Origin of the sequence: Kitasatospora griseola, from assembly GCF_044999035.1 — a bacterium.
Taxonomy (GTDB): Bacteria; Actinomycetota; Actinomycetes; order Streptomycetales; family Streptomycetaceae; genus Kitasatospora; species Kitasatospora griseola.
In genome coordinates this window covers 835,783-850,892 of record NZ_CP173360.1, presented here as the reverse complement: position 1 = coordinate 850,892, position 15,110 = coordinate 835,783, and the positions used below count along the sequence as shown (strand labels likewise).

Below are 15,110 nucleotides of genomic sequence, written 5' to 3'. Positions count from 1 at the left end.
TGTACATCCGCTGGCTCGCCTCATTGACGAAGTCGATCTCATGGAGGTCTTCTGGAACAAGAAACACGGCCTGTTCAAGGATGCCTCTCCCGTCACGGGAATGCTGGACGAGAAAGCAATTCAGGAAATACTCGACGTCGGCCTGCTCCGCTGGCCGTACTTCATGCTCCTCAAGGAGGGAGTCCAGCCCGCGATCTCGGACTTCACCCGGACCAGGAACGTCCGGGGCCAGGGCGTGAGCGGCTTCGCCGACGCCGGGAAGGTTCGCCGGCTCCTCGACAGTGGCGCCACGATGAAGCTGAGTCAGCTCGAGGACTGGCACCTGCCGACACGGTCGCTCATGGACGAGATCGAGAGCCGGCTTCCCGCCGAGCTCAAGGCCTACGTCTTCTACACCCCGTGCGACAACACCGGCATGCTTCCGCACCGGGACCCGTCCCATGTGCTCGCGCTGCAGATCGCAGGCGCCAAGGAGTGGCGCATCTACGACACCCCCGACAAGGTCGACTCCCGTGGCGGGCTCCTGCCCGACCTGGACGCGGACAGTCACTCGCACTCCTTCGTCATGGAGCCCGGGGACGTCCTCTACCTGCCCCACGGCATCCCCCACGTCGCGACGGCCCGCACGGGCACCTCCCTGCATCTGACCCTGACCCTCACGGAGCCGGCCCCGCTGGATCTCGTCGAGTCCGTGATGGAGGGCTTCGGTGCCGAGGCGGACCGGCTGGAGGCCGTCACCTCCGGCGCCTCCACCGAGGACAAGGCCGAGGCGATGACCCGCGCGTTGCTCGACCACCTGGACCGGATGGATCCGGACGCACTCGTGGACTCGGCCGTGGCGCGCATGCGGAACCGGAGGGCCTGACCCGATGATGATCGATGCTTCCGCGCGGACGGACGGGACCATGCGGGCCGAGGGGACCACGCGGACGCCCGCGAACATCGCCGACCTCGTCGGTGACGCCGAGCCGTTCCTCGCCGAGGTGTGGGGCAACCGCACGGCCACGTTCACCTGTGAGCCGGCGAGAGGGCTGCTCTCCATGGACAGCGTCTGGCGCGAGCTGGACTGCGGCTCGCTGGTCGCCCCCTACTTCGGCATCCTCCGGCAGGACGCCACTCCCACGGTCTCGGGCGTCTGTGAGACCCGGATCGTCCAGACGAAGCCCCGCCCGGGGTACGCGAAGCCGGCCGCAGTGCGGGAGCTGGTCGCCTCCGGCCAGGTCTTCCTGCTGAGGCAGCTGGAGGACTGGAACGCCGGCCTCGGCACCCTGGTCGACGCACTCCGGGGCGAATGCCGTGCCGAGGTCGGCGCCGACGCGTACCTCTGCGCCGCCGGATCCGCCGGGGTGCCTTCCCATGTCGACGGCGCCCACGCCCTCGTCGTGCAGCTGGACGGCCGGGCGCGCTGGGTCGTGGGCCAGGGCGAGGGCGCCGTCGAGACCGTCCTGGAGGCCGGCGGCGTCCTCTACGTCCCGGCGGGACGGGTGCGCCAGGTGGCCCCGGACGGCACCGACACGCTCCACCTGGTGATCTCCGTCCAGCAGCCCACGGTCCGCGATCTCGCCGAGCTGGCCCTGGCACAGTTCCTCAAGGGCTCCGCCGCGGCACAGATCGCGGGACGGCACCACTTCGGGTCCCCGGCGGAGAAGGTCGCCTGGCTCCGCACCGAACTGCGCGCCCATCTGGCCGGCCACGACCGCGGAGCGCTGGCGGAGCAGGCCGTGCGGCTGCGGCAGCATGAAGGCAGGGCGTAGGACCGTGAGCGAGCCCACCACCGAAGGCACCGCCGGGACCGCCCTGTTCGACCTCATCAGGGCGCAGCAGCGGCTCAAGTCGGCGCACCGGCTCGGCAGTCGTCTTCTCGTCGAATCCGACATCGAGCGGGAGAACCGTTCCGACCTCGTTCCTTTTGTGCTGGGCTACTCGTTCGACGGCGATGACGGACCGGCCCTGCAGCACGCCCACGCGGGCGCCTCGTCGGTGACCGTCATCGGTGACGACGACTACCTGTTCCTCTCGGATCGGCGTCCGAGAGCGGAACATCCGGTCGGCGGCCGGTCACTCTGGCGGCACCGCGAGGGGCGGCGGCCGGAGGCGCTGCTCGGCACCGCTCGCGACGTGGTCTGCTACGCCGCCGGCGGCCGGACGGCCGTCGCGGCCGTCTGGGTCCACGCCGAGGCGGACTCCCTCGCTTCGGACCGCGCGCTCCGGGAGGGGGCGGCTCAGGACGGCCTGACTGCGGTGATCGTCGGCGGCGACCTCTGGCCGCGCTCCGGCCATCGGTTCGGTCCCGAGGTGCTCAAGCTGGTCGGAGTGTCCCTGGACGAGGATGCGGCCGAGCCGGAACTGTTGAACACGCCCCTGGAACGGGACACCCTGCTGTCCGGCCAGCTCGCCCTGACTCCGGACGGCCGCCGCTGCGCCGCCGGGTTGGTCCGCTTCCTTCCCGGCGGACACCGCCGCTACGGCTTGCTCGTGTTCTCCCCGGGCGCGCCGGACGACGCCCGGCAGGTGTGGGCCGATGACGATCTGAGCGACACGATCGCTTCTCCGGACGGTGCCTGGTTCGCCTGCACGGCGGAACGGATCGCGGTCCCCGGGACGGCGCCCCGCCAGGAAGCGGCCCTGGTGTCGAGCGACGGCCTCGTCGTGCGCAAGGTCGGCCGGGGCCACCGCGACTGGCTCCAGCCCCGCGCCTGGCAGGACCCGAAGACCCTGCTGTGCACCGGCGAGGAGGACGGGCGGCGCCACCTGTGGCGGGTCGCCGTCGACGAGGACGACGTCACGCGGATCGACGCCGGCGGCTCGGTGTTCTCCGTGACGGCCCGCCCGGGTGAGGCCCTGGTCGTCCGCTCCTCCATCGCCTCACCGCCCTCGGTCGTCGCCCTCGCGCTCGCCACGCCGGACGTCCCTCGGACGGAGATCCTCGCCCCGGCGGTCGAGGCGACTCCACGGGGCCGGATGGAGCGCCTCACCCACACGGCATCCGACGGGGTCGAGTGGAGCAGCTGGCTCTGCCTGCCCGAGGACGTCGACCGGGAGCTGCCCGTCCTGGTCTGGTGCCACGGCGGACCGATGCTCAGCTGGACCGACTGGTCCTGGCGGTGGAACCCGTGGCCGTTCGTGGCCGACGGGTACGCGGTGCTGATGCCCGACCCGCCCCTGTCGGTCGGGTACGGTCAGGACGCCATCGAGCGGGGCTGGGGGAAATGGACCTCCGAGGTGGCCGTCGTGGCCGCCGAGCAGGTCGCGGACGCGCTGCTCGACCCGCGTCTCGACGCCGACCGGGTGGCGGTGATGGGCGCGAGCTTCGGGGGCTTCCTGTCGTTGGCCCTGGGGACGCTCCTGCGGGAGCCGCGTCTGATCGTCAGCCATTGCGGCTGGGCCGACTTCCCGGCGGTGGCGCGTGCGTGCGATCTGCACTGGCACTGGCTGCGCGAGTACGGTCCGGTGGACTCGTCGTCCTCCTACCGCTCGGAGAGCCTCTCACTGGAGGCGATCCCGCCGCGGACGAGGGTGCTGTTGTCCCACGGGTGCGAGGACACTCACGTACCGGTCGGTGAATCCCGCGCCATGTACCGGACGCTGGACACCCAGGGCGTGGACGTCGAACTCATGCTCGTCCCGGACGAGAGGCACAGCATCCTCAGGCCCGCGAACGCCGCAGCCTGGCACCGATGGGTGGCCCGGGCATGCCGCGAGACGCTCGGAGGCCGATCAGCGCGAAAGGAACTCAGCGTCAGATGACGATCGTTCACACGAACCTCCGTACGGGAGCCCCCGCGGCGGGTGTTCCGGCGAGCCTCGATCGGACCCATTGGTTCCCGCCCGCCGGGGACCCGCCCGCCACCGCCTGCGGCACCTCCTTGCGGACGCGCACGCTGGAGGAGACGGAAGCGCTTGCCCGGGCCTCTTTCACCCGGTGCGGCATCACCCGGATCGCCGACATCACCGAGCTCGACGACCTCGGCATCCCGGTCTTCAACAGCTTCCGCCCCGCCGCGGCCCCCGGGCTCAACACGGTGACCAGCGGCAAGGGCATGACCCCGGCTGCGGCCCGGGTGTCGGCCATGATGGAGGCGATCGAACGGACCTGGTGCGAACAGCGGGCGGGTGAGCCCCCGCTCCGGGCCTCGTACGCCGAGCTGCGCGAGGCGGGCACCCCGGTCCTCGACCCGCGGCGTCTGATCCTCAAGAGGGGCCACACCTGGACCGAGACCACCTCCATCAGCTGGTGGCCCGTGCGGGAACTGGCCTCGAACGTCGAGGTCCTGGTGCCCGCCCTCGCGGTCTTCGTCCCGTTCCCGAACGAGTGCGGGATGTTCCGGTCGAACACCATCGGCCTCGCCGTGGGCAACAGCCCGCAGGAAGCCCTGCTGCACGGGCTGCTCGAGACCGTCGAGCACGACTGCACGGCGTTCGGCGAGACCCTGAAGAGTGGTTGGAACATCCGGCTGTCCTCACTGCCGGACGCCGCCCGGGAGTTGGCCGGGCGGTTCCAACGGATCGGCATCGAGGTCCAGGTCTTCGCCTACGTCAACGACATCGGGGTGCCGACCTGCTTCGCGACGACCGACGACACCCAGGCCGGAGACGGAATGCTCTTCAACGGCGGCTGGGGCTGCCACCTCGACCCGGTCGTCGCGGTGACCCGCGCGCTGACGGAAGCGGCCCAGTCCCGACTCGCTGTCATCGCGGGCGCCCGGGAGGACTTCACGGGGCAGGCCTATCGCCGGAACTCGTCCTACGAGGCATTGCAGGAGATGTACCGGATGTTCAACGGCGGACGGCCCACGGCGGACTTCGACGTGGTGGAGAGCGCGAGTACCGGCACGACCGACGGCGACCTCGACGTGGTCCTGGCGGGGCTGGAACGCGCCGGGCTCCCGCTGGTGTTCGCGACGGAACTGGCCCCCGAAGGCTTTCCCTTCTCGGTGACCAAGGCGATCGTGCCCGGACTCGAGGTCTATCACAACGATCCCGCCCGGCTGGGGACACGCCTGCACCGCGAGATGGTGCAGGCCGGACTCGCAAAGTCCCTGTCATGAGCGCCGCCGCCACCATCACGGTGTTCGCGGGCCCTTCGCTGCGCCCGGCAGACCTCACGCACCTGCGCCTGCTCGCCGAGGAGCGGAACCGGGTGCTCGACCTGCGCCCGCCGGTCCGTCGGCACGACCTGGCGGCCCTGATCGGCGCCGAGGCCCCTCGCAGGACCCTCATGCTGGACGGGGAGTTCGGCCAGAGCCTCGCGGTCAGCGTGACCGAGGTGCGGGCTCTCCTGTTCGCGGGGCAACCGCTGACCGGCGCGTCCTCGATGGGGGCCCTGCGGGCCGTGGAGTGCCGGACGATCGGGATGACCGGCAGCGGCTGGGTCTATGAGCAGTACCTGAACGGCTCGATCGAGTCCGACGGCGAGGTGGCGCTCCTCTACGACCCGGAGGACTACACCCCCGTCACCGTTCCCTTGGTGAACCTCCGTTGGCTGATGGCGGAGCGGGTCGGGGAGAAGGACCTCACCCCCGAGGATGCGCACACCGCGCTGGCGATCGCGCGGTCCCTGAACTTCCGGGCCAGACGGCCCTCCGTCCTGGTGAAGCAGTGGAAGCGCGGGCTTCCCGGCGACGCCGCGGCGATTCTGGAGGAACACCTCGCCGCCGACCGCCTCGACCACTGGGACCGCAAGCGGCTCGACGCCCTCGAAGCCGTCCGCGCGGCGCTGTCGTCCTGAGGCACGCTGCGTCCCCTGGACGCCGTCGGCAGTGGACCGGCGTCGACGCCGCCGCCGACCGCGATCAGCCCGGGCTCTTCGCCTCCACGCTCCCACCCATGAGAACCCCCGGCCCCGTTCGGCGGTCCGGGCCCGTTCCCGGATTCCGACAGGAAGAACGCATGAACCAGCCCGTGACCGATGAACAGGTGGGCGCCTACCGACGCGACGGGTTCGTCCGCATCCCCGGCATCATCGGCGAGGACGAGGCCGCTCGCTATGCCAGGGCAGCGCTGGCGGCGCGGGACCGGCAGAAGGACGTTCCCCGCGATCCGGCGTTCACCCACTTGATGCAGCTGTGGCAGCAGGACGAGACTCTCCGCGAGCTCACCCTCAGCCCCGTCCTGGCCGCCGCGGCCACCGCCCTGGCCGGGGTCCCGCTGCGGCTGTACCACGACCATCTGTTGATCAAGGAACCGCACAACGGTGCCCCCACCGAGTTCCACCAGGACCAGCCCTACTGGCCGCACCTCGGTTCCCGGCACTCCCTGTCCGCCTGGGTCGCCCTCGTCGACGTCCCGACGACACGCGGCTGCATGACCTTCATCCCCGGCTCGCACCTCCTCGACGGCCGGCACCGCCAGGACCTGCGCGACGCCGACAACCTGATGCGGGCCGCTCCGGAGCTGGTCTGGGAACCCCGCGTCACCGTCCCGCTCCGGGCCGGCGACTGCACCTTCCACCACTCGCTCACCGCCCACAGCGCCTCGCCGAACCTCACCGACGACCCGCGCGTCGCCCACGTCGTCGTCTACATGGACGTCGAGACGCGCTACGACCCCCGCGAACGCCTCGTCGGCGAACCCCTCGTCGAGCCGGCCGGCGTCGCTGCGGGAGTCCCGTTCCCGGATGACGACTTCCCCCCGCTCCCGTGAAGACAGACCGCTTGAGGACGGGCCCCCGCGGCCGCGTATCGCCCGACATGCCACGGAGTTCAACGTGATCGCTTCTTTCGTACGGAACAACTACTCCTCGCTGAAGGGCCCTGCCAGGACGCTCGCCCTGCTGCACTTCCTCGACAGCGTGGGCGGCGGTGTCTTCACGTCCGGTTCGGCCGTCTACTTCATCGTGGTCGCCCACCTCTCCGCCCCCCAGGTCGGCCTCGGCCTCTCCATCGCGGGCCTTTCCGGGTTCGTGTCCAGCGTGCTCATGGGCATGGCCGCCGACCGGATCGGGGCCCGGCGTCTGCTGTTCCTCGCGTTGCTGGCGATCGGCGTCGCCTACTGCTTCTACCCGGTGGTCGGTTCGCTGCCGGCGTTCTTCGCGGCGGTGGGTGTGGTCGGGGCGCTCGAATGGGGCTCCGGCCCGCTGTTCCACACCTTGATCGCGGAGTTGGTCCCGGAGAGCGACCGGGTCAGCGCACGCGCGGCCCTGCGTTCGGTGTTCAACGTCGGCTTCTCGCTCGGTGCCCTGATGGCCGCGGCGCTGATCGGCATCGGAGGCTCCGCGATGCAGATGCTTCCCCTGGGGAACGCCCTCTCCTTCCTGCTGGCGGCGGGACTGGTGTTGCGGCTGCCCGCCACCCCCGCCCCGCGCACCAGGACGGAACGCGAGTCCCGCTTCCGGGCGTTGAAGGACACGCCCTTCCTCGGCGTCATCGGCGCCTCGAGCCTGCTGGCCCTGCACGGCGCGGTCCTCGTCGTCGGCATCCCGCTGTGGCTCGTGACCAGTGACAAGCTCCCGCGCAGCGTCATCCCCGTGGTCTTCGTGTTGAACACGATCCTGGTCGTGCTCTTCCAGGTGAAGTTCGCCAAGGGATCCGAGACACTGGGCGGCTCCGTCCGCGCGGCGCGCAAGGCGGGCCTGATCAGTGTGGTTGCATGCCTCGCCATGGCCATAGGCAACGTGACCACGGCATGGGTCGCGGGCGTGTTCGCGCTGGCGGCGGTCCTCCTCGTCACCTTTGCCGAGCTGGGGCAGTCGGCCAGCGCGTTCGGCCTCGGCTTCGGACTCGCCCCCGAGGCGGCACGGGGAGAGTACCTGGGGGCGTTCCACCTCCACGTGGTCGTCCAGGCGACCGTCGGACCGGCCGTGGTCTCCTTCCTGGTGATCCACTACGGCTCGTACGGCTGGCTGACCCTGTGCCTGGTCTTCCTCGCCGGTACGGCCGCGATCGCCCCCGCGGTGCGCCGGGCCCGCAAGGACGACCTGACCCCGGTGTCCGCCTAGCTCGATCTCCGACCTCTGAAGCGAGGCCGGCGGCTCCGACCCGTCCTCACCGGTCGTCACGGTCCGGCGCCGTGCTCCGGTGCGGGTCGTTCCTGGTCGGCGCGGGCGGCCCGCTGGACGAGAGCCGCCCTCTGAGGACGGTTCCTAGCGGGCCGTCAGGCGGCCGTCCTGCATTTCCAGGACTCGGTCGGTGCGGCTCAGGAGGTCGCGGTCGTGGGTGACCATGACGGTGGCGGTGCGGTGGGTGCGGGTGACGTCGGCGAGGAGGTCGACGACCTGGGCGCCGCGTTCGTGGTCGAGGGCGGAGGTGGGTTCGTCGACCAGGAGGACGGAGGGCTCGCCGAACAGGGCGCGGGCGATGTTGACCCGCTGGCGTTCGCCGCCGGAGAGCTGGTGGGGGCGGCGCTGCTGCTTGGGGCCGGCCAGGCCCACCGACTCCAGCAGGTCCTCGGCGCGCTGCCGGGCGGCGGCCGGGCGGCGGCCGCGCACCGACTCCAGCACCAACAGCTGCTCCACCGCGGTCAGCGAGGCCAGCAGGTTCGACTGCTGGAAGACGATGCCCAGGCGCTCGCGGCGCAGCGACGTCCGCTCCCGGTCGCCGAGCGCGCCCGCGTCCACGCCGTCGATCAGCACCTGCCCCGTGTCCGGGCGCTGGAGCGTCGCGGCGACCGCCAGCAGGCTGGACTTGCCGCAGCCCGACGGGCCGACGATGGCCGCGAACTCGCCGGGGGCGACGGAGAGCTCGATGTTGTTCAGGGCCGTCAGCCGGCTCTCGCCGTCCGGGTAGGTGAGGGTGACGCCACTCAGTGCGAGGCCGGTGCGGACGGCGGTGGTGGTGGTCATGGCGGGGTCCTTCGGGAAGAGAGGTACGACGGTCATCGGTTGGCGCCGAGCGCGGCGAGCGGGTCCACGGCGGTGATCCGGCGCACTGCGAGGGCCGCGCCGAGCAGGCCGAGCAGCACCATCGCGCCGACCGGCACCGCCACCGTGAGCACGCCCACGTCGAACGGCACCGCCGCCGAGGCGAACGCCCCGCCGATCGCGCCGATCGCCCCGCCGAGCAGCGAGCCCGCCACCAGGACGGCCGCGGCCTGCGCGAGCGCGTCGCGCACCAGGTAGCCGCTGGACGCGCCGACGGCCTTGAGCACCGCGATGTCGGGGCGGCGCTGCACCGTCCACACCGTGAAGAACGCGCCGATCACCAGGGCGCTGACGGCGAACAGGAAGCCCTGGATCATCAGCAGGCTGCCCCGCTCCGCCGAGTACCCGTTGATGCCCGAGAGCGCGTCGCTCCGGGAGACCGCCTTCAGGTCGGTGGGCAGGTCCTTCGGGGTGCCGTGCACCGCGACCGCGGTCGGCTGCTTCTGGCCGGAGACCTGCTGCCACGTCGTCGTGGTCGTCCAGACGCTCGGTGCGTGCGAGAGCGAGCGCTCGGCGGTGATCGCGCTGACCGTCAACTTCTGGGCGCCGAGGGTGACTTGGCTGCCGGGGGAGAGGTGGTGCTCGGCGGCGGTGTCGGTGCCGACGGCGACCTCGCCGTCCTTGGGCGCCGCGCCGGCCGACAGCGGCGGAAGCAGCGCCGCGTCGGTGCCCAGCACGCTCACCGAGGCCGCGCCGTCGGGGGCCGTCAACCGCGTCATGGCCACGCCCAGCGGGTGCGCGTCCCGGGTGCCCGGGGCTGCGGCGATCTGCGCCTGCTGCTCGGCCGTCACCGTGCTGGAGGCGAACGACACCTCCGGCGCCGCGCCCGCGGGCGCGCCGAACACCACGCCGTCCACCGGGAGTTCGGCGATCGTCGAGGACGCCGCCGAGGACAGGCCGCCGGTCAGGCCGTAGAGGAACACCACCAGGGTCGTGATCAGAGTGACCACCGCGCCCATCAGGGCGAACCGCCCCTTGGCGAAACGGATGTCACGCAATGCGACGAACACGGGAAACCTTCCGAAGGACAGCTGGACGAGAAGACCACTCCACCTTCGCGTTTTCCGCCCGCCCTGCCATCAGGGAGAAGGCGGACTGTGCACCGTCCGTGCGGTGCAGCCGAAAATCCATCGAACGGTTGATGCCGCGTCGCGCCGACCGGCCGCCGACGCCCCGTACCCTCGGACAGCGTGCCCCGTACCGAACCACCCCCGCCCCCGCCCGCCACCGCACCGCACCGCTCACCCGCCGGCCCGACGCCCGCGCTGCGACTGGCCAACCTCGCCGTGCACGGCATGTTCTTCACCCTGCTGGCCGTCCTGCTGATCCGGGCCGCCGCCAACGGCGAACTCGGCGCGGCCGGCTGGGTCTGCGCCGGGGCACTCGCCGTCGCCTACGCCGCCGGCGGCGTGCTGCGGCAGATCCGCGAATCGCGCGCGCTGGGCACCGTGTGGCTGCTCGCCGTCGCCCTGCTGTGGATCGAACTCACCCTGCACCACCCCGAGTTCAGCTACCTCGCGTTCCCGCTGTACTTCGTCTGCCTGCACGTGCTGCCGGTGCGCTGGGCGCTGCCCGCGGTGGCCGGCCTGACCGCCGCCGTGATCGCCGCGCAGGCCACCACCCCCGGCGGGCTCACCACCGCCAAGGTGATCGGCCCGCTGGCCGGCGCCGCCGTCGCGCTGCTCACCGCCTACGGCTACGCCGCCCTCTACCGGGAGAGCCGGGCCCGCCAGCAGCTCATCGACGACCTGGTCCGCACCCGCGGCGAACTCGCCGCCAGCCAGCGCGAAGCCGGCCGCCTCGCCGAACGCCAGCGGCTGGCCCGGGAGATCCACGACACGCTCGCCCAGGGCCTGTCCGGCATCGTGCTGCTGGCCCGCGAAGCCGCCGCCGCCCTGCCCGGCACCCCCTCGCCGGCCCTTCCGCTGCTGCGCGAGATCGAACAGAACGCCTCCGCGAACCTCGCCGAGGCCCGCCGCTTCGTCCACGCGCTCACCCCGCCCGCGCTCGACGACACCACCCTCGCCGACGCGCTGCGCCGCCTCGCCGACGGCGCCGACGCCGCGTTCCACCTCGACGGCGAGCCCTACCCCCTGCCCGTCGAGGCCGAGGTCGCCCTGCTGCGCCTCACCCAGGAAGCCCTCGCCAACGCCGTCCGGCACGCCGCGGCCCAGCACATCGCCGTCACCCTCGGCTACCTCGACGACACCGTCACCCTGGACGTCTACGACGACGGCACCGGCTTCGACCCTGCCACCGCACCCGCCCCCGGCTCCTTCGGCCTGCACGGCATGCACGAGCGGATCGCCGCGCTCGGGGGCACCCTCACCGTCGAGTCCACCCCCGGCGAAGGCACCGCCGTCGCCGCGACCCTGCCGCTGCGCGCGATCGACCCGCTGCCGACGGCCGCCGACGGCCCCGCGCCCGGCGCCCGTCCGAAGACGCCGCCCGGCGGCCGGCCGGGCACGCCGCCCGGCGGTGCGCTGCGCCTGCGGCTCGCGGGGGTGCGGCGGTGATCCGGGTGCTGGTGGTGGACGACCACCCCGTGGTGCGGCGCGGCCTGCGCGCGATGGTCGACGACCTGCCCGACGTCACCACCGTCGGCGAGGCCGCGGACGGGGCCGCCGCGCTCGACCTGCTCGCCGCGCTCCCGGTCGGGCAGCGCCCGCACGTCGTCCTGATGGACCTGCAGATGGGCACCGGCATGCACGGCGTCGAAGCGACCCGCCGGATCACCGCGCTGCCCGACCCGCCCGCCGTACTGGTCCTCACCACCTACTCCACCGACGCCGACATCCTCGCCGCGGTCGAGGCCGGCGCCACCGGCTACCTGCTCAAGGACGCCCCGCCCGAGGACCTCGCCGCCGCCATCCACGCCACCGCCCGCGGCGAGACCGTCCTCGCCCCGCCGGTCGCCGCCCGCCTGCTCGGCCGCGTCCGGGCCGGGCGCCCCACGCTCTCCCCGCGCGAGGCCGAGATCCTCCAGCTCCTCGCCGAGGGGCTGCCCAACCGGCAGATCTCCAAGCGCCTGTTCATCAGCGAAGCCACCGTCAAGACGCACCTGGTGCACATCTACGACAAGCTCGGCGTCGACTCCCGCACCTCGGCCGTCGCGGCGGGCCTGGCGGCGGGCCTGATCCGCGCCGTCGACCGCTGACCGACCGCCTACTGCCGCAGAAACCCGGACCGGGTACAGTTTCGTACCCGGTCTGAGTATGATGATCCGATGGTCGGACTGCGCGAACTGAAGAAGGAACGGACCGGACGCCGGATCGCCGAGCAGGCCCTGCGCCTGTTCGCCGAACGCGGCTTCGAGGACGTGACGATGGGCGAGGTCGCCCGGGCCTCCGAAGTGGCCCGGGCGACCCTGTTCGCCTACTACCCCACCAAGGAGTCGCTGGTCCTGGCCGGCGTGGCCGGCGACGACCTGGCCGCGACGGTCGCCGACCGCCCCGACGGACAGTCGGCCCTCGCCGCCCTGCGCGCCCACCACCGCACCCTGGCGTCCGGCCCGGTCGCCGCCGCCGACCTGCCCGCACTGCTCACCCGGGTCCGGGTGATCCAGGCCAGCCCCGCGCTGCGGATCGCCGCCGACAGCCTCCGGTACCGGCAACGGCAGGCCCTCGCCGACGTCCTGTCCGCCGAACACGGCGAGACCGCCGGCACGCTGATGGCCGCCCAGATCGCCGCCTCGCTGGCCGCCCTGCAGGAACGCCACTTCGCCCGCCTGGTCGCCGGCACCCCCGCCGAGCAGGCCGACCGGATGCTCGCCGAAGACCTCGAACTCGCCTTCGACCTGCTGGAACACGGCCACAGCGGAACGAGGGAGCAGTGACGGTGCGCACCCTGGGCATCACCTATGACACCGGGACCTTCACCGGCGAACGCCTCACCCGCCGCCGCTTCGACCCCGCCCGGGTCCGCCACGACCTGACGGTCGTCGCCCGCGAACTGCACTGCGACGCCGTCCGGATCACCGGCGGCGACCCCGAACGGCTCGACCTGGCCGCCCGGTTCGCCGCCGACGCCGGACTCGACGTCTGGTACTCGCCGTTCCCCGCCGACCTGCCGCCCGCACAGCTGCTGCCGCTGTTCGCGGACTGCGCCCGCCGCGCCGAGACGCTGCGCCGCTCCGGCGCCCGGGTGGTGTTCGTCGCGGGCTGCGAACTCAGCGTGTTCGCCCAGGGGTTCCTGCCCGGAGCCACCCACCTCGACCGGCTGCACGCCATGACCACCGCCGACCTGGACTGGTGGCTGGCGCTCGGCCCCGTCCCCGAGCGGCTGAACGCCTTCCTCGCCGAGGCCGCGACGACGGTCCGCCAGGAGTTCGCCGGCCCCGTCGGCTACGCGTCCGGACCGTGGGAACCCGTCGACTGGACCCCGTTCGACCTGGTCGGCGTCGACGCGTACCGGTCCGCGCAGAACGCCGACGAGTACCGCGAGCACCTGCGGGCCGCCCGCGCCCACGGCAAGCCGGTCGCCGTCACCGAGTTCGGCACCTGCGCCTACCGCGGCGCCGCCGACCTCGGCGGCATGGCCTGGCAGGTGCCGCCCGGCGCCGTCCCCGACGAGGGCGAACAGGCCCGGCACCTCGACGACCTGCTCGACGTCTTCGCCCAGGAGGGCATCGACAGCGCGTTCTGGTTCACCTTCGCCGCCTACGACAAGCCCGGCCCCCGCGACCTCGGCTCGTACGGCGTGGTCCGGACGCTGGACGACGAACGGTGGGAGCCCAAGCGGGTGTTCGACACGATGGCCGCCCGCTACCGGCGCTGACGGCGACCCGCTTGCGGTGCCCCACATGAGGCGGCTCACTTGAGGCGGCTCACTTGAACGCGGCGACGTACCGCCGCGCCCAGTCGGCGAAGGTGCGCGGGGCGCGGCCCAGGACGCGCTCCACGTCCGGGCTGATCCGCCGCTCCGCCGCAGTGGGAGCGCCGAGGATGCTCAGCGTGGTCTCCACCACGGGCGCCGGCATGAAGTCGAGCAGCTGCGCCCGCGCCTCCTCGGCCGTCTGCTCGACGAACCGCACCGGCTCGCCGAGCGCGTCGGCGAGCGCCTCGGCCCGTTGGCGGGGCGTGGTGGCGACCGGACCGGTCAGCTCGTAGATCCGCCCGTCGTGGCCGTCCGCGCGCAGGGCGACGGCCGCCACCTCGGCGATGTCGTCCGGGTCGACGGACGGCAGGGCGACGTCCGCGAACGGCGCGGCGACCGTCCGGTGGGCACGGACCGGCTCGGCCCACGCGTACGCGTTGGAGTGGAACCCGCCGGGCCGCAGGATCGTCCACGCCAGCCCCGACTGCCGCACGGCCTCCTCGAACGCCAGCGCCGTCGCCCCGTGCGACTGCGATTCGGGCCGGGTCGCCACGCCCTGCGAGGACAGCAGGACGACGCGGCCGATGCCGGCCGCCCGCGCGACCGCGACGATCCCGTGCGGGCTCAGCAGGTGGGCGCTCGGCCCGCCGTTCTGCAGGAACAGCGCGTCCGCCCCGTCGAACACGGCCCGCAGGCCCGCCGGATCGGCCAGGTCCGCCCGCCGGTGCGCGACGTGCTCCGGGACGTCCGCCGCCGAGACGTTCCGCGACGTCGCGGTCGTCGGCACGCCGGCCGCCGCGAGCGCCCGCACCAGCGATCCGCCCACGTTACCCGTCGCTCCCGTGACTACGATCATGGCAATTCCTCTGTTCCGTACGGTGATTGACGCCCAGTCGGAGCGGCGCTCCCGGGCAGTGCGAGGACGCTAACAAGGCCGATACAGTAGGTACCTAGAGGAAAGCGACTACCCGTGGAGTGCGCGTGGCCACCGAGACCGACCGGGCATCGGCCGCCGCCACCGATCCCGAACTCGCCTGCCCCACCAGCGCGGTGGTGGACATCGTGTTCAGCCGCTGGACCACGCCGATCCTGTGGACCCTGCACACCCACGGCCGTCAGCGCTTCGTCGAACTGGAACGCCGGATCGGCGCCATCACCGCGAAAGTCCTGACGCAGCGCCTGCGCCAACTCGAACGCGACGGCATGGTCGTCCGCAACTACCACCCGGAAGTCCCCCCGCGCGTCGAGTACGAGATCACCGACCTCGGCCGCAGCCTCGCCCCGCTCTTCGCCCACCTCTCCCAGTGGGCCGCCGCCAACCTCGACCGGGTCGAACAGGCCCGGCACGCCTACGACGGGCAGACGCCCTGAGGCCGCAGCGATTCGGTTGGTCAGCGCCGCCGCGTGTGTGTATCGTCGCAGTGCGCGACCGGACGGC

General features: G+C 72.6%; 15 protein-coding genes. 12 read left to right on the top strand and 3 right to left on the bottom strand.

Annotated elements, in window-relative coordinates:
- Positions 1 to 40: 40 nt before the first annotated feature.
- The 7 genes from ACI1MP_RS04220 (at position 41) to ACI1MP_RS04190 (ending at position 7,936) form a co-directional block, all read left to right on the top strand.
- Entirely contained in the window at positions 41 to 865 is an 825-nt protein-coding gene (locus ACI1MP_RS04220) for a JmjC domain-containing protein (RefSeq protein WP_404867752.1), read from the top strand.
- Positions 866 to 905: 40 nt separating this feature from the next.
- Positions 906 to 1,754, top strand: a complete 849-nt coding sequence (locus tag ACI1MP_RS04215) for a JmjC domain-containing protein (RefSeq protein ID WP_404867751.1) — start codon at positions 906 to 908, stop codon at positions 1,752 to 1,754.
- 4 nt (positions 1,755 to 1,758) lie between these two features.
- Positions 1,759 to 3,747 (top strand): alpha/beta hydrolase family protein, encoded by a 1,989-nt coding sequence (locus ACI1MP_RS04210; RefSeq protein ID WP_380332371.1) that lies wholly within the window; start codon positions 1,759 to 1,761, stop codon positions 3,745 to 3,747.
- A gap of 119 nt (positions 3,748 to 3,866) precedes the next feature.
- Positions 3,867 to 5,048, top strand: a complete 1,182-nt coding sequence (locus ACI1MP_RS04205) for a YcaO-like family protein (RefSeq protein ID WP_404867750.1) — start codon at positions 3,867 to 3,869, stop codon at positions 5,046 to 5,048.
- The gene (locus ACI1MP_RS04200; protein WP_380332365.1) at positions 5,045 to 5,728 is read left to right on the top strand and encodes a TfuA-like protein; all 684 of its coding nucleotides are present in this window, start codon (positions 5,045 to 5,047) and stop codon (positions 5,726 to 5,728) included. The genes ACI1MP_RS04205 and ACI1MP_RS04200 overlap by 4 nt, the downstream gene beginning before the upstream one ends.
- Before the next feature lie 161 nt (positions 5,729 to 5,889).
- Positions 5,890 to 6,642, top strand: coding sequence for a phytanoyl-CoA dioxygenase family protein (locus ACI1MP_RS04195; protein WP_380332362.1), 753 nt, complete (start codon positions 5,890 to 5,892; stop codon positions 6,640 to 6,642).
- A 64-nt stretch (positions 6,643 to 6,706) separates the two neighbouring features.
- Positions 6,707 to 7,936, top strand: coding sequence for an MFS transporter (locus tag ACI1MP_RS04190; protein ID WP_380332359.1), 1,230 nt, complete (start codon positions 6,707 to 6,709; stop codon positions 7,934 to 7,936).
- 144 nt (positions 7,937 to 8,080) lie between these two features.
- Here the strand turns inward: ACI1MP_RS04190 and ACI1MP_RS04185 are convergent, their stop codons facing one another.
- Positions 8,081 to 8,779 carry an ABC transporter ATP-binding protein gene (locus ACI1MP_RS04185; protein WP_380332356.1) on the bottom strand — a complete coding sequence of 233 codons (699 nt, stop codon included), beginning with the start codon at positions 8,777 to 8,779 and terminating at the stop codon, positions 8,081 to 8,083.
- Positions 8,780 to 8,811: 32 nt separating this feature from the next.
- Positions 8,812 to 9,867, bottom strand: a complete 1,056-nt coding sequence (locus ACI1MP_RS04180; RefSeq protein WP_100584679.1) for an FtsX-like permease family protein — start codon at positions 9,865 to 9,867, stop codon at positions 8,812 to 8,814.
- A gap of 180 nt (positions 9,868 to 10,047) precedes the next feature.
- Between ACI1MP_RS04180 and ACI1MP_RS04175 the strand changes: the two genes are divergently transcribed.
- The 4 genes from ACI1MP_RS04175 to ACI1MP_RS04160 all read left to right on the top strand — a co-directional run bounded on the left by ACI1MP_RS04175 (position 10,048) and on the right by ACI1MP_RS04160 (position 13,633).
- Positions 10,048 to 11,373, top strand: a complete 1,326-nt coding sequence (locus ACI1MP_RS04175; protein ID WP_380332353.1) for a sensor histidine kinase — start codon at positions 10,048 to 10,050, stop codon at positions 11,371 to 11,373.
- A complete protein-coding gene (locus ACI1MP_RS04170; protein WP_380332350.1) occupies positions 11,370 to 12,014 on the top strand; it encodes a response regulator in 645 nt (214 codons plus the stop codon). The genes ACI1MP_RS04175 and ACI1MP_RS04170 overlap by 4 nt, the downstream gene beginning before the upstream one ends.
- A 69-nt stretch (positions 12,015 to 12,083) precedes the next feature.
- Positions 12,084 to 12,692: a TetR/AcrR family transcriptional regulator gene (locus tag ACI1MP_RS04165; RefSeq protein WP_404867749.1), complete on the top strand. Its 609-nt coding sequence runs from the start codon at positions 12,084 to 12,086 to the stop codon at positions 12,690 to 12,692.
- Positions 12,693 to 12,694: 2 nt separating this feature from the next.
- Positions 12,695 to 13,633, top strand: a complete 939-nt coding sequence (locus ACI1MP_RS04160; protein WP_404870763.1) for a hypothetical protein — start codon at positions 12,695 to 12,697, stop codon at positions 13,631 to 13,633.
- A gap of 49 nt (positions 13,634 to 13,682) precedes the next feature.
- On the opposite strand, the gene ACI1MP_RS04155 is transcribed toward ACI1MP_RS04160, so the two are convergent.
- Complete coding sequence (locus tag ACI1MP_RS04155; protein ID WP_404867748.1) at positions 13,683 to 14,528, bottom strand: NAD(P)H-binding protein; 846 nt, start codon at positions 14,526 to 14,528, stop codon at positions 13,683 to 13,685.
- A 125-nt stretch (positions 14,529 to 14,653) separates the two neighbouring features.
- Between ACI1MP_RS04155 and ACI1MP_RS04150 the strand changes: the two genes are divergently transcribed.
- On the top strand, positions 14,654 to 15,043 hold the full coding sequence (locus ACI1MP_RS04150; RefSeq protein ID WP_404867747.1) for a winged helix-turn-helix transcriptional regulator: 390 nt from the start codon (positions 14,654 to 14,656) through the stop codon (positions 15,041 to 15,043).
- Positions 15,044 to 15,110: the final 67 nt, after the last annotated feature.

Excerpts from the sequence above, each read along its gene's own strand:
- ACI1MP_RS04220 (WP_404867752.1), top strand. The coding sequence starts at position 41 with ATGGAGGTCTTCTGGAACAAGAAACACGGCCTGTTCAAGGATGCCTCT.
- ACI1MP_RS04215 (WP_404867751.1), top strand. The coding sequence starts at position 906 with ATGCGGGCCGAGGGGACCACGCGGACGCCCGCGAACATCGCCGACCTC.
- ACI1MP_RS04200 (WP_380332365.1), top strand. The coding sequence starts at position 5,045 with ATGAGCGCCGCCGCCACCATCACGGTGTTCGCGGGCCCTTCGCTGCGC.
- ACI1MP_RS04195 (WP_380332362.1), top strand. The coding sequence starts at position 5,890 with ATGAACCAGCCCGTGACCGATGAACAGGTGGGCGCCTACCGACGCGAC.
- ACI1MP_RS04185 (WP_380332356.1), bottom strand. The coding sequence starts at position 8,779 with ATGACCACCACCACCGCCGTCCGCACCGGCCTCGCACTGAGTGGCGTC.
- ACI1MP_RS04165 (WP_404867749.1), top strand. The coding sequence starts at position 12,084 with ATGGTCGGACTGCGCGAACTGAAGAAGGAACGGACCGGACGCCGGATC.
- ACI1MP_RS04155 (WP_404867748.1), bottom strand. The coding sequence starts at position 14,528 with ATGATCGTAGTCACGGGAGCGACGGGTAACGTGGGCGGATCGCTGGTG.